The 18,700-nt window shown below is 36.4% G+C and carries 20 protein-coding genes; 12 read left to right on the forward strand and 8 right to left on the reverse strand.

All coding sequences use genetic code 11. The annotated features are described in order from the left end of the window. Window positions 1-164 precede the first annotated feature (164 nt). The 4 genes from BU038_RS00915 (at window position 165) to BU038_RS00930 (ending at window position 3,942) form a co-directional block, all read left to right on the forward strand. Window positions 165-1,121 (forward strand): ABC transporter permease, encoded by a 957-nt coding sequence (locus BU038_RS00915; protein WP_182676010.1) that lies wholly within the window; start codon window positions 165-167, stop codon window positions 1,119-1,121. Then, on the forward strand, window positions 1,111-2,070 hold the full coding sequence (locus BU038_RS00920; protein WP_107604412.1) for an iron chelate uptake ABC transporter family permease subunit: 960 nt from the start codon (window positions 1,111-1,113) through the stop codon (window positions 2,068-2,070). The genes BU038_RS00915 and BU038_RS00920 overlap by 11 nt, the downstream gene beginning before the upstream one ends. Next, window positions 2,070-2,828, forward strand: a complete 759-nt coding sequence (locus tag BU038_RS00925) for an ABC transporter ATP-binding protein (protein WP_107604413.1) — start codon at window positions 2,070-2,072, stop codon at window positions 2,826-2,828. The genes BU038_RS00920 and BU038_RS00925 overlap by 1 nt, the downstream gene beginning before the upstream one ends. Before the next feature lie 85 nt (window positions 2,829-2,913). Further along, complete coding sequence (locus BU038_RS00930; protein WP_107604414.1) at window positions 2,914-3,942, forward strand: ferrated catecholamine ABC transporter substrate-binding lipoprotein SstD; 1,029 nt, start codon at window positions 2,914-2,916, stop codon at window positions 3,940-3,942. 111 nt (window positions 3,943-4,053) lie between these two features. On the opposite strand, the gene BU038_RS00935 is transcribed toward BU038_RS00930, so the two are convergent. The 3 genes from BU038_RS00935 to BU038_RS00945 all read right to left on the reverse strand — a co-directional run bounded on the left by BU038_RS00935 (window position 4,054) and on the right by BU038_RS00945 (window position 5,900). After that, window positions 4,054-4,380 (reverse strand): CHY zinc finger protein, encoded by a 327-nt coding sequence (locus BU038_RS00935; protein WP_107604415.1) that lies wholly within the window; start codon window positions 4,378-4,380, stop codon window positions 4,054-4,056. Further along, window positions 4,373-5,296, reverse strand: coding sequence for a UDP-N-acetylmuramate dehydrogenase (gene murB / locus BU038_RS00940; protein ID WP_107604416.1), 924 nt, complete (start codon window positions 5,294-5,296; stop codon window positions 4,373-4,375). The genes BU038_RS00935 and murB overlap by 8 nt, the downstream gene beginning before the upstream one ends. Window positions 5,297-5,372: 76 nt before the next feature. After that, the gene (locus BU038_RS00945; RefSeq protein WP_107604417.1) at window positions 5,373-5,900 is read right to left on the reverse strand and encodes a GrpB family protein; all 528 of its coding nucleotides are present in this window, start codon (window positions 5,898-5,900) and stop codon (window positions 5,373-5,375) included. Window positions 5,901-6,007: 107 nt separating this feature from the next. Between BU038_RS00945 and BU038_RS00950 the strand changes: the two genes are divergently transcribed. The 3 genes from BU038_RS00950 to BU038_RS00960 all read left to right on the forward strand — a co-directional run bounded on the left by BU038_RS00950 (window position 6,008) and on the right by BU038_RS00960 (window position 8,735). After that, window positions 6,008-6,910, forward strand: a complete 903-nt coding sequence (locus tag BU038_RS00950) for an EMYY motif lipoprotein (protein WP_107604418.1) — start codon at window positions 6,008-6,010, stop codon at window positions 6,908-6,910. Window positions 6,911-7,043: 133 nt separating this feature from the next. Next, complete coding sequence (gene ytxJ / locus BU038_RS00955; RefSeq protein WP_002481532.1) at window positions 7,044-7,364, forward strand: bacillithiol system redox-active protein YtxJ; 321 nt, start codon at window positions 7,044-7,046, stop codon at window positions 7,362-7,364. A gap of 231 nt (window positions 7,365-7,595) precedes the next feature. Then, entirely contained in the window at window positions 7,596-8,735 is a 1,140-nt protein-coding gene (locus BU038_RS00960; protein WP_107604419.1) for a glycerate kinase, read from the forward strand. Window positions 8,736-8,853: 118 nt separating this feature from the next. On the opposite strand, the gene pepT is transcribed toward BU038_RS00960, so the two are convergent. The 4 genes from pepT to gdpS form a co-directional block, all read right to left on the reverse strand. Further along, a complete protein-coding gene (gene pepT, locus BU038_RS00965; protein WP_107604420.1) occupies window positions 8,854-10,083 on the reverse strand; it encodes a peptidase T in 1,230 nt (409 codons plus the stop codon). 14 nt (window positions 10,084-10,097) lie between these two features. After that, entirely contained in the window at window positions 10,098-10,592 is a 495-nt protein-coding gene (locus BU038_RS00970) for a threonine/serine exporter family protein (RefSeq protein ID WP_182676011.1), read from the reverse strand. Between the two features lie 21 nt (window positions 10,593-10,613). Beyond that, window positions 10,614-11,378 carry a threonine/serine exporter family protein gene (locus tag BU038_RS00975; RefSeq protein WP_107604422.1) on the reverse strand — a complete coding sequence of 255 codons (765 nt, stop codon included), beginning with the start codon at window positions 11,376-11,378 and terminating at the stop codon, window positions 10,614-10,616. A 159-nt stretch (window positions 11,379-11,537) separates the two neighbouring features. Continuing rightward, entirely contained in the window at window positions 11,538-12,602 is a 1,065-nt protein-coding gene (gene gdpS / locus BU038_RS00980; RefSeq protein WP_107604423.1) for a GGDEF domain-containing protein GdpS, read from the reverse strand. 243 nt (window positions 12,603-12,845) lie between these two features. On the opposite strand from gdpS, the gene BU038_RS00985 reads away from it, so the two are divergent. Then, window positions 12,846-13,907 (forward strand): glycosyltransferase family 4 protein, encoded by a 1,062-nt coding sequence (locus tag BU038_RS00985; RefSeq protein ID WP_107604424.1) that lies wholly within the window; start codon window positions 12,846-12,848, stop codon window positions 13,905-13,907. Window positions 13,908-13,991: 84 nt separating this feature from the next. Here the strand turns inward: BU038_RS00985 and BU038_RS00990 are convergent, their stop codons facing one another. Further along, window positions 13,992-14,633 carry a YigZ family protein gene (locus BU038_RS00990; RefSeq protein ID WP_107604425.1) on the reverse strand — a complete coding sequence of 214 codons (642 nt, stop codon included), beginning with the start codon at window positions 14,631-14,633 and terminating at the stop codon, window positions 13,992-13,994. 157 nt (window positions 14,634-14,790) lie between these two features. Here BU038_RS00990 and fakB1 point away from each other — a divergent pair, with 157 nt between their 5' ends. From fakB1 to hpf, 4 genes are all read left to right on the forward strand, one after another. Continuing rightward, window positions 14,791-15,687 carry a fatty acid kinase binding subunit FakB1 gene (fakB1, locus tag BU038_RS00995; RefSeq protein ID WP_107604426.1) on the forward strand — a complete coding sequence of 299 codons (897 nt, stop codon included), beginning with the start codon at window positions 14,791-14,793 and terminating at the stop codon, window positions 15,685-15,687. 174 nt (window positions 15,688-15,861) lie between these two features. Continuing rightward, the gene (locus BU038_RS01000) at window positions 15,862-17,085 is read left to right on the forward strand and encodes a DEAD/DEAH box helicase family protein (protein WP_199219674.1); all 1,224 of its coding nucleotides are present in this window, start codon (window positions 15,862-15,864) and stop codon (window positions 17,083-17,085) included. Further along, window positions 17,072-17,752, forward strand: a complete 681-nt coding sequence (locus tag BU038_RS01005) for a ComF family protein (RefSeq protein ID WP_107604428.1) — start codon at window positions 17,072-17,074, stop codon at window positions 17,750-17,752. The genes BU038_RS01000 and BU038_RS01005 overlap by 14 nt, the downstream gene beginning before the upstream one ends. A 71-nt stretch (window positions 17,753-17,823) precedes the next feature. Further along, window positions 17,824-18,387, forward strand: coding sequence for a ribosome hibernation-promoting factor, HPF/YfiA family (gene hpf, locus BU038_RS01010; RefSeq protein ID WP_107604429.1), 564 nt, complete (start codon window positions 17,824-17,826; stop codon window positions 18,385-18,387). Window positions 18,388-18,700 lie beyond the last annotated feature (313 nt).

The raw sequence follows: 18,700 nt of genomic DNA on the forward strand, positions 1-18,700 counted from the left end.
GGAATAGCCTATCATTGTATAAGAATTTTCCTGAAAATGTTTGAAAAGCATTGATAAAAGTGGAGAAACTGATACGATAGATAGTAAGTGAAAATGATTATCAGTTACAGTTGATCATTAAATGTTTTAAGAGGGGATAGGAGTTCCAAATGATTAAACAACTCATGCGCTTTCCAGTTTTATTAATTCTTTTTATATGTTTGACTATCCTTTCATTATTCGTTGGTGTTAGTCAGCTTTCTATTACGCAAATTTTTCATTTAACCACAGACCAACAAAATATACTTATTACGAGTCGTATTCCAAGAACAGTCAGTATTATTATTTCAGGCAGTTCTTTAGCACTGGCTGGATTAATTATGCAACAGATGATGCAAAACAAGTTCGTCAGTCCAACGACTGCAGGGACGATGGAGTGGGCGAAACTAGGTATCCTCATCTCATTAATCTTCTTTCCGCAAGCGCATATTTTAATTAAGTTATTATTCGCTATGGTACTAAGTATCGGCGGTACTTTCTTCTTTATGAAATTGATTCAAATTATACGTTTTAAAGATGTCATATTTGTACCGTTGCTCGGTATTATGATTGGCGGTATTGTTTCCAGTTTAACGACGTTTGTAGCGTTAAGAACGAATGCCTTACAAAGTATCGGTAACTGGTTGAACGGCAACTTCGCGATTATCACAAGTGGTCGTTATGAAGTCTTATATTTAAGTATTCCATTACTTATTCTTACGTATATTTTTGCCAACTATTTTACAATAGCCGGTATGGGTAAAGATTTCAGTCATAACTTAGGTGTCAATTATGACCGCATAATGATGTTCGGTTTAACGATTACTGCCACAATGACCGCATTAGTAGTGGTCACAGTAGGAACTTTACCGTTCTTAGGGTTAATTGTGCCGAATATCGTGTCTATCTATCGAGGAGATCATCTAAAGAATGCCTTGCCGCACACTGCAGTGTTAGGTGCGATTTTTGTATTGGTGTCTGACATTTTAGGGCGTGTGATTGTTTATCCCTATGAAATCAATATCGGATTGACAATCGGTGTCTTCGGGACATTAATTTTCTTAGTAATGTTATTTAAAGGGAGTCGCAACTATGAGTCATAAACAAAGTAATATCAGGCTATTTATTTTATTAGGTGTAGTTGTGGTGACAGGTATTTTATATCTCGTGCTAGGAATTGATTTTGATATCTTTGCATACCAGATACAAAGTCGTATCAGAAAACTGATTTTAATGATTTTAGTCGGTGCAGCGATTGGGACTTCGGTCATTATATTCCAAGCGATTACAGTCAACCGGTTATTAACGCCTTCTATGATGGGGTTAGATGCGGTTTATATGTTTGTCAAAGTTGTCTTAGTATTTATGTTTGGCATTCAATCAATGGCAGTAACTAATATTTATCTCAACTTTGCGTTGACACTTGTCGCAATGATTATATTCGCATTAATTCTATTCCAAGGTGTCTTTAAATACGGCAACTTCTCAGTGTACTTCATCTTATTAATCGGTGTGATTTTAGGGACGTTCTTTAGAAGTATCACAGGCTTTATTGAGCTCGTGATCAATCCTGAAGATTTCTTAGCTGTACAAAGTTCAATGTTTGCGAACTTTAATGCCTCAAACTCAAAATTAGTTGCGGTCAGCAGTGTCGTGCTGGTTACCTTAATCTTGATTACCATTAAAATCTTGCCTTATTTAGATGTATTGTTATTAGGAAAAGCACAGGCACTAAACTTAGGTGTCAATTATACACGTATGACCCGTTTATTGATGATTATGGTCGCATTATTGACTTCAATTGCTACAGCACTTGTTGGTCCGATTACATTCTTAGGATTATTAACTGTGAATATTGCACATGAAGTAATGAAGACATATGAACATAAATATTTATTACCTGCGACGATATTTTTAAGCTGGATCAGCTTATTTACTGCAGAATGGATTGTAGAACATTTATTTGAAGCCACGACAGAAGTAAGTATCCTCATCAACTTAATCGGAGGAACTTACTTCGTATATTTATTGATTAAAAGGAGAAATTCATGATGATACAAGTTCAAGATTTAAATAAAACGATTCATGATAAACCGATTCTTAAAGATATTAACGTAGAAATTCGTAAAGGCCGTTTGACTTCATTAATCGGTCCAAACGGTGCAGGTAAAAGTACCTTATTATCTGCGGTCAGCCGTTTAATGGATATTGATACAGGTTCTATCGAACTAGAACATGAAGGTATTGGCGCATTTACAAGTAATGAAATTGCGAAGAAGCTTTCAGTTTTAAAACAAACAAATCATACAGAACTAAATATCACAGTAGAACAATTAGTCGCATTCGGTCGCTTCCCATACTCTAAAGGCCGATTAGACGATACAGATAAAGAAAAAATCAATGAAGCTTTAGATTTACTACAACTACAAGAAATCAGAGACCGTAATCTTAAAACACTTTCAGGCGGTCAACGTCAACGTGCTTATATCGCGATGACTATCGCACAAGATACAGAATGTATATTATTAGACGAACCGCTAAACAACTTAGATATGAAATATTCAGTAGAAATTATGAAAACACTGAGAAAATTGACAAGAGAACACGGCAAAACGATTGTGATCGTATTGCACGATATCAACTTTGCGTCGAGCTATTCAGATGATGTGATTGCGATGAAAGACGGCGAAATCGTCAAAGCGAGCGAACGAGACGAAGTAATTCAACCGGGCATCTTAAGACATCTTTATGATATGGATGTCGATATCGAATGCATCAGAGGCCAAAGAATTTGTTTATATTATAGTTAAGTACTGACTATTTGAAAGGGGTGATGCCGATCTTTTACGGCATATCAAGACGGGGGTCTAACACATTTCAGGAGGATAAAGAAAGATGAAGAAATTAGGCTTATTTATTTTAGTTAGTGTTATGTTTTTACTTGCTGCGTGTGGTAATGGCAGCGATTCAAAAGAAAGTTCAGAAAAAGGTTCATCAGATAAAAAGACAGTCAAAATTGAAAACAACTATACTTTAAGAAGTGAAGATCCTAAAGGCGGCGACGAAAAAGGGGTTAAGAATGAAGTAGAAGTACCAGTTAACCCTAAAAATGCAGTTGTTTTAGACTATGGTGCATTAGATACGCTTAAAGCTATGGGTGTAGCAGATAAAGTTAAAGCAGTACCTAAAGGTGAAGGCAACAGCACATTACCAGATTTCTTAAAAGAATTTAAAGACGACAAATACATTAATACTGGTTCTTTAAAAGAAGTGAACTTCGATAAAATTGCACAAGCAAAACCAGAAGTTATCTTCATTTCATCACGTACAGCAAACCAAAAGAATTTAGATGAATTCAAAAAAGCAGCACCAGACGCTAAAGTTGTTTATGTAGGCGCTGATGATAAAGACTATGTTAATTCAGTGAAGAAAAACGCTGAAAACTTAGGTAAAATTTACGACAAAGAAGATAAAGCGAAGTCATTAAATAAAGAATTAGACAAAAAAATCGCAGACATGAAAGACAAAACGAAAGACTTTGATAAAAAAGTAATGTACTTATTAGTGAACGAAGGTGAATTATCTACATTCGGTCCTAAAGAGCGTTTCGGCAGCTTAGTTTATAACACATTAGGTTTCAAACCAGCTGACAGTAAAATCAAAGGCAGCTCACACGGTCAAAACGTGACAAATGAGTATATCAACGAGAAAAATCCAGGTGTGATTTTAGCGATGGACCGCGGTCAAGCAATTGGCGGTAAATCAACAGCGAAACAAGTATTAGGCAACGATGTCATTAAAAATGTTAAAGCTATCAAAGATGATGAAGTTTACGAACTTGATCCAAAATTATGGTACTTTGCTTCAGGTTCAACAACTACAACAATGAAACAAATTGACGAATTAAAAGACGTTGTTAAATAATTACCATTTTTAATAGGGGGAAGATGGTAATTAAAAACCAGGTCGGAAAGGTTATATTTTCCGACCTGGTTTTATTTAATTTAAATCATTATTGATTTGTATAATGTCATATTAAACGTCAAAATATAAAGGATAATGTGCAGCGCATCTTGGATTGAATTGCGCACCGCAATGCGGACAGTGGTCTGTCTGCATATAATCCTTAATAGATAAGGTAGTTTTACAAACACCACACAAAATTGCATGTTCATCGAATTCTGATTTTGACCATGGTATAGGCGCATGATCTTCTGATTCGTTATGGCAATGAATACATGCATAGAACTTATCGCAGCATTTAAATTTGATAGCAATCACATCTAAAGGCGTATGATAATGTGTACAACGTGTTTCGTCATCGAGACCGATACCATGAACAACGTAGGGTTTGTTATTCATCTTCTGGATGATCACCGATAACACGTACTTCGGGATGTAATTCAACATCAAATTTTTCTTTAACAACTTGTTGTACATGATGAATCAAGTCTTCGTAATCTGTCGCAGTTCCGTTATCGACATTAACCATAAATCCAGCATGTTTGGTTGAAACCTCAACACCGCCGATACGATGACCTTGCAAGTCAGAGTCTTGAATTAATTTACCCGCAAAGTGGCCAGGTGGTCGTTGGAAGACACTGCCGCATGAAGGATATTCAAGCGGTTGTTTAGATTCACGACGTTCTGTTAAATCGTCCATTACAGCTTGGATTTCATCTTGTTTACCTGGTGTTAAATTGAATGCAGCTTCTAACACTACTAAGTGTTGTTTTTGAACAATACTGCTTCGGTAACCAAGCTCTAATTCATCTCTTGTAAGTTGTACTAAATCGCCCTGTTCATTTACACAGACAGCATAATCAATACAATCACGGACTTCACCGCCGTATGCGCCGGCATTCATAAAGACAGCTCCGCCGATTGAGCCAGGGATACCGCAGGCAAACTCTAAGCCAGTTAAAGATTCATCACGTGCAGTACGGGAGACATCAATAATCGCTGCACCGCTTCCTGCAATTATGACATTATCTTCAACCTTAATATAATCCATAGACAACAGGCTCAATACAATTCCGCGAATACCGCCTTCACGAATAATAATATTAGAGCCGTTGCCTAAATAAGTGACAGGAATGTTGTTGATTCTAGCAATGTGATTGATGGCCTGAACTTCTTCAAAAGTCGTCGGACTGAGATAGAAGTCAGCATTTCCTCCTGTTTGCGTATAAGTATAGCGTTTTAATGGTTCATCAACTTTTATAATTTCTTCTGGCAGAACCTTTTTCAGTTCTGTTAGAATGTCATCTTTGTGCAACGATAGAACTCCCTTTCAATTATTTTCACTTTCTTATTATAGCAATGAAACAGGCTTTTTGTGAAATACAATCAGTTTAATTCAAGCCGAATTTCCGTGACAACTTTTCAAACAATGCTGTTTTGCCTGCTTCATAGTCGCGAATAGTCTCGGATTGAGCGTGCAGATGTTGTTTGGCTTCTGCAAATTCAGTTTGTATCTCAGGATTTTGTGTTAAAGCCTCTTGCATCGTTAAGTAATGGTCATATTGATCGGATTCGATTTGTAAAATGTGCAGACGTACGATTTGTTTAAGCTCTTTTAAGTTATTGAATTGTGCCATCACTACCTTTTTCTTATAACGATGGTGTAAACGATAGAAGCCAGCATAATTTAATCGTTTTTCATCTAAAGCTGTAATATCATGTAAATTAGTAACACCGACTAATAAATCTAAAATCGGTTCTGTTGGATAATTAAAATGCGCAGTACCGCCAATATGGTGGACTGTCTTAACAGGTGTATTAAGCAGACCGAGTAATAAGTCGCTTAACTCTTGAAATTGATGTTGATAATTTTGAAGCGCTTGCCTATCTTTAATTAAGGGCTGCGTTTTAGAATACATATTCAACCGTCCTTTGTAAAAGTTCTAAAAGTATTATATTATGAATTCTGATATACTCAAACATTAATCATGCAAACTATACAGATAAAAAGACAGGAGTGGACAATGTGAAAAAATGGCTTCTCGCAATAACGATTGTTTGTCTAACGCTGTCTCTTGCGGCATGCAGTAGTAAAACACAGTCAGATTTAAACCACTTTGAGAAAGCGAAGCATGAAGTGGATAAAGAAGAGAAACATGTTAAACAAGTCATGGATGAAATTCATTTAAACCGTTTAAGTGAATTAAGTAAATCAGATTTGACAGATAGAAACAAAACAGACTTTCAACAAATGGAAAAAGATATCGATAAAAAATTAATGCCGGCCTTTAAATCTTATAAAAAAGCCGCAAAACAGCTTCCTGCAGAAACTAAAAAGGTGAAAGACTTACGTCACACATATTTGCATGAAATAGATCAACAAGAAAAAGCATTAAAAGACATTCGTAATTTCGTTCATTTATGTAATCAGTCTATCAAAGCGAATGAAGATATTTTAAACTACACTAGGTTATTTGAGAAGAATCGTGCACTTTTAGAGAAGCAAGTGACAGAAGCACGTCAAAATGGTGAATCTGAGAGTATAGATAAATTTACAAGTAAATTAAAACATCATAATAAAGAATTGCAGAAGATTGCGAAGAAATATCTTGATGCAGACAATCCTCAAAACACTAAAACGGTCATCAAAGAAAAAATTCAACCTTTAATCAGCAAACAGATTGAAGAGTTGAATCAAGCGAGTGTATCTGAAGAAAAGACTGCAAAAGCGCATCAAACTGCAATCGAAATGTATTACAGCTTACAAAATTATTACGAGACACGTCAAAGAACTATTGACATCAGCCGTAAATTGGAGCAATATGATATGAATAAAACTCCTTTAACAGGGAATGAATTAGGTAAGTACCACCATCAATTCCGTAATGATTTCAAAGAGCTAAAGAACGATTTGCATCAGAATGATTGAAAAAAGCAAGAAAAATATTAGTATTTTGGTTAACATTGAAATATAAAGTGTGTATAATTAGACACATTGAAATAGGAAATAGAATGAATGGGACTATCACTTTAAGTGATAAATATTTTTAGAGGTGAATAGAATGGCTACAAAGCTGACTTCAATTGACCAGTTTAAACAAGTAATTAACGACAACAAATATGTATTTATTATGAAACACAGTAACACTTGCCCAATTTCAGCAAATGCTTACGATCAGTTCAATAAGTTTTTATATGAACGTGATATCGATGGGTACTATTTAATTGTGCAAGAACAAAGAGATGTATCTGATTACATTGCGGAACAAACTGGCGTGAAGCATGAATCGCCACAAGCTTTTTATTTTGTTGATGGTGAAGTTAAATGGCATGCAAGTCATGATGACATTAATGTGACTTCACTTGCACAAGCTGAAGAGTAAACTTGCTTGTCAGGGGGCACAAGCACTAATAACATAAAGTAAAAAGCGGACTCCATGCTTTTAGACGTTGGACACGATGGGTATATGTTTCCAACACAATCTGAAAGCTTGGAGTTTTTTTATTTAAGGCAGATTAAGCATTAGGCGTTCCAGTAGGTTTTTTGAAACAAGCCCTGTATAATATTTAAGTGAATTGAACAAACATTGGGAAACTTTATTTGAGGTGACAAAATGAGAGTATTAGTCGCAATGGATGAATTTAATGGAATCGTTTCAAGTTATGAGGCGAATCGATATGTGGAAGAAGCGGTCGCAAGTCAAATTGAAGAAGCGGATATTGTCCAAGTACCGCTGTTCAATGGACGTCATGAATTGATGGATTCTGTCTTTTTATGGCAATCTGGTACTAAATATCGTGTAGATGTCCATGATGCAGATATGAAACAAGTTGAAGGCCTCTACGGGAAAACTGAGAGCGAAATGACGATTATTGAAGCAGATTTATTCTTACAAGGAAATCGTCCGCTGACAGAACGTACCAGCTTTGGTTTAGGTGAATTGATTGCGGCAGCATTAGATAATGATGCGAAGCATTTAGTGATTTCACTTGGTAATATTGCAAGCTTTGATGGTGGGGCAGGAATGCTGCAAGCATTAGGCGCGAAATATTACAACGATGAAGGTGAAACTGTCGACGCAAAAGAAGGCGTAGGCGTATTAAAATATATTCGTCGTGTGGATTTCTCAGGTCTAGATCAACGTTTAAAAGATGCACGTATTCAACTTGTTTCAGACTTTGCCAGCAAAATGTATGGTAAACAAAGTGAAATTATGCAATTGTATAAATTGTTAGAGATTTCAAGAGAAGAAGCTGCGACAATCGACAATTTAGTCTGGTATTTCAGCGAAATCTTAAAAAATGAAACACGTGCTGTAACAAGCACCGTAGAACGTGGTGGTGCAGGTGGCGGTATTGCGGCTGTCTTAGCTGCACTTTATAATGCAGAAGTTCTGACAAGTCATAGTTTAGTGGATCAAATTACACATTTAGAAAACTTGATTGAACAAGCAGACTTAATTATGTTCGGCGAAGGTATCAATGAACAAGATCATTTATTAGAAACAACATCATTAAGAATTGCAGAGCTTGCGACAAAATATCATAAACCTTGTATTGCGATTAATGCGACAGCAGACAAGTTTGATCGTTATGAAGGATTAGGCGTCACAGGAATGTTCAACTTATTTATGACGATGCCTAAGCACTATACAAGTTTTGAAGCAGGTTTACAAATCCGCTTCTACGCCGTCCAAGCTTTAAAACTTTTAACAACGACATTCAATACAAAGAAATCACAAACACAAGCATAATCTACGAAATAATTTTAACTAAACAATTTAATTGAACATAAAAATGGCTGAACCCGAATCAAAAGGTTCAGCCATTTTTTTATTTATACATAGTGACGTCTCTAGATAAACGTTATTATTATGCTTCTGTATTGCTTACTTCTTCAGCGATACCTACAATCACTTGTACGGCTTTTTCCATGACATCGATAGAAGCGTATTCGAATGGACCATGGAAATTATCGCAACCTGTGAAGATGTTTGGTGTCGGTAAGCCCATAAATGATAATTGTGAACCGTCAGTACCGCCACGAATCGGTTCTGTATTCGGTTCAATACCTAATTGATTGAAGACGCGTTTTGGAATGTCAATGACTTCTGGCACTTCATTAATTTTCTCAGCCATATTGAAGTATTGATCATATACCTCTAATTCAATTGGGTTGTTTGGATAATCTTCATTGATTTCGTTTTGAATATCTTCAAGCAACGCTTTACGTGCTTCAAAGCGATTACGGTCATGGTCACGCACGATATATTTCAATGTTGCTTTTTCAGTTGTACCATTGAAGTTCATTAAGTGGAAGAAGCCTTCATAACCTTCTGTTTCTTCTGGCACTTCATCTTGTGGTAATTGACTGTCAAAGCGTTCACCTAATTTAATCGCATTGACCATCACATCTTTCGCAGAACCTGGATGTACATTGACACCGTGACAAGTAACTGTTGCTTCAGCTGCGTTAAAGCTTTCGAATTGTAATTCGCCGTATTGGCTGCCGTCCATGGTATAGGCAAAGTCAGCACCGAAACGAGCTACATCAAATTTATGAGGCCCGCGTCCGATTTCTTCATCAGGTGTAAAAGCGACACGGATACGTCCATGTTTCACTTCTGGATGTTCAACCAAATAGTTTAAAGCTGTCATAATTTCAGCCACACCGGCTTTATCATCTGCGCCAAGTAATGATGTTCCGTCTGTAATCATTAAGGTATGGCCTTCTACTGATTTTAAAGCAGGGAAGACAGTTTGGTTTAATTCACGGTCAGTGTCGCCAAGTTGAATCGGCTTTCCGTCATAGTTTTCAATGATTTGCGGTTTAACATTAGTCGCATTAAAATCTGGTGAAGTATCAACATGTGCTAAAAAGCCTACAGTCGGTACTTCTTTTGCGATATTGCTTTCTAACGTCGCAAATAAATAACCGTTGTCATCTAAGTCTGTTTCTAAACCAAGGTCTTCTAATTCTTGTTTTAATACATTTAATAAATCCCATTGTTTCTCAGTAGATGGTGTTGTCTCTGAGTCTGGATTAGATTGTGTATCAATCTCCGCATAACGTTTCAGTCTGTCGATTAATTGTTCTTTCACTTGATATGCACCCCTTAACCTCTATTATTCATGTTAAATTGTTTCCTATAGGATTTACCTTTCATTTTACCATAATTGATTCTAATACGATTATAAATGTGGTAACTGATTTCTGCACATAATATACCAAAAGCAATGGCACCTGAAATCAGTGTTACCTCTAAGAAGGTGTTGACTGCATGTGTATATTGGTTTGTGACTAGGAAACGTGTGGCTTCATACGCAGCGCCCCCAGGTACAAGGGGAATGATGCCTGGCACTATAAAGATAATGACAGGTTGGAAGTAACGTTTAGCCATCGCGTGACTCATAATTGCTAAGATAAAGCTGCCTAGGAATGAAGCAGCGACTTTACCTGTGTTCAAGTCCATCGATACGATATAGATAGTCCAGCCCATTGCGCCTACATATCCGCATGCCGGCAGTTGTTTACGCGGCGCGTTGAATAGGATTGAAAATAACAATGTAGAACAAAAGCTGATAACAAAATGAAATAAATAATGTAAGATCAATTCTGTAACACGCCTTTCTTAAAAGAAGAGTAAAATAATTGCGACACCGGCACCGATTGCGAAGGCTGTCAATGCAGCTTCCATACCACGCGACATCCCCGCAAGCAATTCACCGGCCATTAAGTCTCTGATCGCGTTGGTAATTAAAATACCAGGTACTAAGACCATGACACCTGAAATGGTGATAATATCTTGGTTGATGGACAACCCGAGTTTATGACTGATGGCGGCGACACTAATAACAACGATGGCACTGATAAACTCAGAAAAGAATTTAATTTGAATAAAACGTTGAACGAAGTCGAATGTTAAGAAAGCACCTGCACCCGCAAAAATCGCGAAAATGGAATCTTGCGCAACGCCTCCAAACATAAATAAGAAAAATCCACAGGCAATAGAAGCTGCTAAAAACTTAGTTAAATATGAATATTGTAATGAAGCGTGTTCTAAATGAATCAATTCTGATTTTGCTTCATCGATAGTTAATTCATTCTTAGCGATTTTACGTGAAATATTATTGGCTAGGGCGATTTTTTCTAAATCAGTGGTTCTCTCGCGGACACGAATCAATCGCGTATTCGTTCGGTCGTTTAATGAGAATATAATCGCAGTATTCGACACGAAACTGTTGGTGTTGTCTAAACCGAAACTATAAGCGATGCGAGACATTGTATCTTCAACACGATACGTTTCTGCGCCGCTTTCAAGTAATATCTTTCCTGCTGTGAGTACAACGTCTATCACTTTGTTCTCATCTATTATGGTAATTGCTTCTTCAGGCACCTTTTTGCGCTCCTTCTCGTTTGATATTGTTGACACTTGAAAGTTTACAGGGAACAAGAAAAAGTTGCAATAGAACATCGATGATTGCAATAGAAATGCAAAAAAAGAGACAAGAACCATTAATAGATTCTTGTCTCGCCATGTTTAGAAACAAATGACTTATTTAACAATTGGATTAAACATCACTTGGTTACGTCCTTCATTTTTAGCCATATGCAACATATCATCTGCATCTTTAAAGACTTTACGTTGTGATTTGTAATCGTCTGCAGTTAAGTAACCGATACCGATAGATACAGAAAGTTTGATCACTTCTTTATTCGGCAGGTGGAATGTTGATTGTTCCACGCCTGCACGAATGCTTTCAGCCAGTTTCACACTTTGGTCAAGTGAATAACCAAGCAGTACTACTGAGAATTCTTCGCCGCCATTTCTGAATATCTTCATATTCGGCGGCACGTAGTTGATTAATAACTGTGAAATTTGTTTTAAGACCGCGTCGCCTGAACGGTGTGTAAAAGCATCGTTCACATCTTTGAAGCCGTCGATATCAATTAAAAGTAAACCTAGACTTGTATTTTTATCATCTGCTTTGTCTGTCATTTTATTTAAATGACGGTCAAACTCTTTCACATTGCCAAGTCCTGTTAAATAATCATAACGTTCCTCATTTTCATAACGTTGGACAAGTGTAAAGAAACGCCAAATATCTACGAAGATAATTGATGATGCGATGGTTACTATAAATGATATCGGAATTAAGTAAATAATTTCTTGTAATGTATAGAAGTGCGTAATCATTGAAATGACACTTAAAATCACTAAACTAACGACGTTCAAAATTTGAAGTGACACAATATCATTTTGTTTGATAAAGGGTCCGATGATACTTACAGCTAAAGCGATAATTAATAAGGCAATATTAAATGCCAAAGGATCGCCGTAAACAAAAACATCTACGACAAAAATAATAGCTGCAGCCACCATAGTAAAGAAGACGTTTGTATAACGTCCTAAGAATAAGAGCGGCACAAATGTTAAATAAAGTAAATAATTATGGACTGGAATTGGATAAGCCGCAAGTAAAAGTGCGACGACAGTCATAAGAATCGTGACATAAGTTTGTGAAAACTTCATTTGTTTCGTTTCTGAATATTGCAGTCTATGAAAGAGATAGATACCTGCAACAGTCACCGAAGTATTGTAAATGATAGCTTCAATCATAATTGATCTGCTCCTTTGTATAACCACTTAGTTATTGTAAGTGAAAATATACATTTTGTCATCTGAAACATTGATAACTGTTATTATAATTTACTACAATAATCAATAATTCGTGTTAAAATAGATTATTGATATTGTATACATATGAGTATTGAAGGGAGGTTCCCTTGTCAAAAGGCAGATAACAGCGTGTTCTCTTTAAGTATGACATAGATTGAACAGTATTTTGGCAATGGATATGAAATGATAACACTTTTACTGATATTAGTTACCATGGCGGTAAGTGTGATTTTGACACCGATTGTAATTAAAATATCCAAAAAGCTGGATATTATGGATAAGCCGAATTATCGAAAAGTGCACACGAAACCTGTTTCTGTACTAGGGGGAACAGTGATACTCTTCGCTTTTATTTTAGGAATATGGATCGGGCATCCTATTGAACGTGAGATTATTCCTTTAATTCTTGGAACAATGATTATGTATTTTGTCGGTTTAATCGATGACGTACATGAATTAAAACCATTGTATAAACTGGCCGGACAAATTTTAGCTGCACTGGTCGTAGTGTATCATGGTGTAACGATTGACTTCATTCAATTGCCGTTTGTTCCAGGCACGATTCAATTCGGTATTTTAAGTATTCCGATTACTGTCTTTTGGATTATTGCGATTACCAATGCGATTAATTTAATCGATGGACTCGATGGTTTAGCTGCAGGTGTTTCAACTATCGCATTTATGACGATTGGCTTTATTGCTATCTTACAAGCAGATATTTTTATCATGATGATTTGTTCGGTCATGATTGGTTCTTTACTCGGCTTTTTATTTTATAATTCACATCCCGCAAAGATTTTCTTAGGGGACAGCGGTTCATTACAACTTGGCTTTATTATTAGTTTTGTATCAATGCTCGGCTTTAAGAACATCACTTTCTTCTCGCTATTATTCCCAATGGTTATTTTAGCAGTACCGTTTATCGATACGTTATTTGCGATGATTAGAAGAGCGAAAAAGGGACAACGTATTATGCAGCCGGATAAATCGCATTTACATCACAAGTTATTAAAACTTGGTTACACACACCGTCAAACGGTATTTTTAATTTACTCGATTGCGATTATGTTCAGTATCTCAAGTGTTATTTTATACTTATCACAACCATGGGGCGTTGTGATGATGTTGATTCTGATTTTAGTCACAATTGAATTAATCGTAGAGTTTACAGGTTTAATTGATGACAATTACCGTCCGTTACTGAGTCTGCTTGAGAAACGTGGCAGCAGACACGATGAAAAATAAGATTGTAAAACAAAAAATAACCGCTTGAATTTCGTAATGTGAAATTCAAGCGGTTTTCTTATTGGTGAAAAATTGATATTTTATTTATTTCGTTTCAATGTCAAAAGGCAGGCGTGTTACCGGTTCTTCATCTAATTCGAAGGTACCTGCAGTAATTCGATTTAAAAAGTTGATAAAGTCTTCGTAATCATCTTCTAATACATCGATACGATAGCTCACTTTATCTGTATACATTGTATCTCTTAAAATGAAGTTTGTAGATTGCAGTTCATATTCGAATTTACCTGTCTGTTCATAACTGATAGTAACTGTAGTCGGTATCGCATTGCGTAATTCAACACGACCGCCTTCTTTAATCGCATCACGAACGGCACCGCTGTACGCTCTGATTAGGCCGCCTGTACCAAGTTTGATGCCGCCGAAGTAACGTGTAACCACAGCTGCGGTATTATGTGTTTCAAGTTTTTTTAGAATTTCTAGCATTGGTACGCCAGCAGTACCGCTTGGTTCTCCATCGTCATTTGCTTTTTGAATCAACATACTATCGCCGATGGTATACGCTGAACAGTTGTGTGTGGCATCACGATGTTCTTTTTTAATTTCATCGATAAAAGCTTTTGCTTCATCTTCACTTTCTACTGGCTTGATATGAGCGATAAAACGTGACTTATTAATCACATTTTCAATCACGTATTCTTGTTTGATCGTAATAATATGATTCTCCATTTTATGACATCCTTTAACTAGTTCCTATGACATGATAATTGCTTGTCTTTGCTTCTATTATACATGCTCCGGATATTTTTTCTAAATGTAAGAATCAATTTTCTTTTTTAATAAAATAGGGTATGATTGACAATGAGTATATTTGAGGAGGAAAATCATGAAGATTGCTGTAATGACGGATTCTACAACATCATTAACACAAGCTTTATTAGATGAATATGATATTTCAGTTGTGCCATTAAGTGTGATATTTGAAAATGGAGATTCCTTTATTGAAAGAGCGGATATTCAACCAAGCGAATTATATCAGCGTATGCGTTCAGAAACGCAAATCCCGACAACAAGTCAACCTGCTATCGGTAGAGTTCTGGAAGCTTATGAGCAACTTAGAGATGAAGGCTATACAGATGTTATCGGCTTATTCCTATCAGCAGGTATCAGCGGTACGTACCAATCAGCAACACAAGCTGGCGAAATGGTCGAAGGCATCAACGTACACACTTTCGATTCAAAATTATCAGGTATGATTTTAGGCGGTTATGTAGTTTATGCTGCTGAACGTGTAAGAGAAGGTGCATCTCCAGAAACAATCATTGATGAACTCATGGAAATGCGTGAACATACAGGGGCAGAAGTTGTTGTAGATGATTTAAAGAACTTACAAAAGAGCGGCCGTATTACAGGTGCCCAAGCTTTTATCGGTACATTACTAAAAATGAAACCTGTCTTAAAATTTGAGGACGGTGTGATTGTACCTTTAGATAAAGTGCGTACGAAAAAACGTGCTGTCAAACGCATTGAAGACGGTGTGTTAGAAAAAGTGAAAGATTATGATGAGGTTACACTCTATGTCGTTAATGGTGATTCAAGAGAAGATGGCTTGAAACTTTATGATGATTTGAAAAAACGTTGTCCTGACCACTATGTAATCAATTATTCAGATTTCAGTCCGGTGATCGCATCACATTTAGGTGTCGGCAGTGTCGCATTAGGTTTCACTAATAAACGTATTCCATCTTTAGAAAATCGTCCAGAGGACTATGTAGAACAATAATAAAATTTAAATACAATTTTTTCGGGCAAATGAAGTCCACTGTATCTGACAGTGACTTGATTTGTCTTTTTTTGTTTAGGAGGGATTATACTGACAACAATCAAGCATTATGGAAAGTTAGTTAGAAGTAAGAAACAACTGACTGATGAAACGATTGTCTATCAAGGACCCGGTGTGATACAAAATGACAAAGGAAAATGGTATTGTCAACAATGTGCAACACCGCACCAAGATGAATATTATACGTACCATTCAAACATACACGACCAACCTATCACATATTGTCGGAGTTGTTTGCAACTCGGTCGCATGGATAGTTTTAAAACAATTTATATTACTGAAACTGCACATTCTAGCAGCTCAGGTGACTTTCATTTGGACTTTGAACTGTCTGAACAACAAGCCTATGCCTCATCACATATTATTCGTGCGATTCAACAAAAGGACAATTTACTATTGTACGCAGTAACCGGTGCAGGGAAAACAGAAATGATGTTTGCGGGCATACAACATGCCAGACAACAAGGTTTTAATGTGGCGATTGTATCACCACGTGTTGATGTGGTGGTTGAAATCAGCAAGCGTATTATTGAATCGTTTAAAGATGAAAGCATAGATGTATTGTATCAAGGACAAAGTCAGAAATATCAAGGTCATTTTGTCATTGCGACGGTCCATCAATTGTATCGCTTCAAACAACACTTTGATATGATATTTATAGATGAAGTCGATGCATTTCCGCTTGCGATGGATCCTTTATTAATGCAGACACTCATTCATGCTTCAGCTTCTGCTTATAGTCATATTTATATGACAGCTACGCCATCAGCGCGTTTATTAAAACAATTTAAAAAAGAAAATATCATTACTTTACCGGCACGTTATCATCGCAAACCGCTTCCCGTCCCCAAATTTCACTACTTCAAATTCAGGCCGAAACGCATGCAAAACTATTTATTACGATTACTTCAGAAACAACTTGAAAACCATCGCGTCACTTTAGTCTTCTTCAATCAAATTGAAGCAATGGAACAAGCTTTAGTCCACTATCAAAAACACTTCAAAGATTTAGTGGCAGTTCATAGTGAAGATGCTTTACGCTTTGAAAAAGTCGAAGCTTTAAGAGCGGGCAAACATCCGATTATTTTCACGACCACTATTTTAGAACGCGGCTTCACAATGGCACATTTAGATGTCATTGTGATAGATAGCCAAAGCTTTCAAGCTGCTGCTTTAGTCCAAATTGCAGGACGTACAGGACGCAAATTACAAGATACAAGCGGATTAGTTTTGTTTTTGCATAATGGTGTCACATTATCTATGGTTCAAGCTAAACGTCAAATCAAACAGATGAATCAACTGGGGTTAAAGAAGGGGTGGCTGGATGCCGAAATGTAAATCATGTTTAGCTTCATTTACAGAACCTTTAACAGCCGCCAATTTTTATAAATCTCCTGAAATCTTATGTGAACGTTGCAGAGAAGCGTTTGAAGCGTGTCGTCTAGAAAAAGTGAAATGTTGTCTACGTTGTTTAAAACCCTTAGGCGAAAATGAGGAAGTTTGTTTAGATTGTCAGTTTTTAGCACGGAAGTTCAACTTAATGAACCAACTTTATTGTGATTACCGTTATACAGGTAAAGTACGTGAAACCATACATCAATACAAAATCGCAGGAGATACGGCGATATGTGAAGTCATCGCAAACCGGATTCAATTGCCGAAAGTAAAATATGACTATATCATTCCGATTCCTTCGCCAATCGTTAGAGATCAGCATAGAACATTTAATCCAGTTGAAATGGTGCTAACCGCTAAAGGTATTAACTATCATTCGATACTGCAAACAAATGTCAGACCGAAACAATCAGAGCTGAATAAAGTGATGCGTGCAAAAGCGCCGAATCCTTTTTATATCAATCCGCAATATCAAAGTGTGGATTTACAAGATAAGCGCATATTACTCATAGATGATATTTATACAACAGGGCTGACGATTCATCATGCGATTGAAACGCTATTTATCAGAAAAGTTGGAAAAATAGATGTATTTGCTTTTGCTCGATAGTTGAAACATGTTATTATAAAGGTGAGCATTACCAATCAAAACATATATAGAGGTTAAAGGAGTCGATCACTATGATTAGATTTGAAATTCATGGAGACAACCTCACTATTACAGACGCAATTCGTAATTACATTGAGGACAAAGTTGGTAAACTAGAACGTTACTTTACAAATGTGCCGAACGTTGATGCACACGTTAAAGTAAAAACTTACGCCAATTCAAGCACTAAAATTGAAGTGACAATTCCGCTTAAAGACGTGACACTTCGTGCAGAAGAAAGAAACGACGATTTATATGCGGGTATTGACTTGATCACTAACAAATTAGAACGTCAAGTGCGTAAGTACAAAACACGCGTTAATCGTAAAAAACGCAAAGAGAATGAGAAAGAACCATTCCCATCTATCCCAGCAGCTACACAAGAAACTGCTGATCAAGATAACAATGATGAAATCGAAATCATTCGTTCTAAACAATTTAGCTTAAAACCAATGGATTCTGAAGAAGCCGTATTACAAATGGACTTATTAGGTCATGACTTCTTCATCTTTACAGACCGTGATACAGATGGTACAAGCATCGTTTACCGCAGAAAAGATGGAAAATACGGTTTAATTGAAACAGTTGAAAATTAATAATTCATGTCTCATAAGAGGCTCGCAGCTGTGGTGGTTGCGGGTCTCTTTTTTGATGACTATTGGTTTCAAAGATTAAGTTTGTATTAATAAGATTGTATTTGATTGATTTCAGTAAGTTGAACGTGTCAAAATATAGGGGATATGTTTGAAACGTGTGATGCACAAACAACACAAATAGAAACTTTGGATTAAGTGAAGAAAATCATAAACACTGATGCTTATAAATAAAGGATTATCAACTATTAGAATGAGTATATAAGTGTAACTTTTACGATATAAATGGTAAGATGAATTGTTGTAAGCCAAACAG

It is taken from the genome of Staphylococcus simulans, from assembly GCF_003043455.1.
Classification (GTDB): Bacteria; Bacillota; Bacilli; order Staphylococcales; family Staphylococcaceae; genus Staphylococcus; species Staphylococcus simulans_A.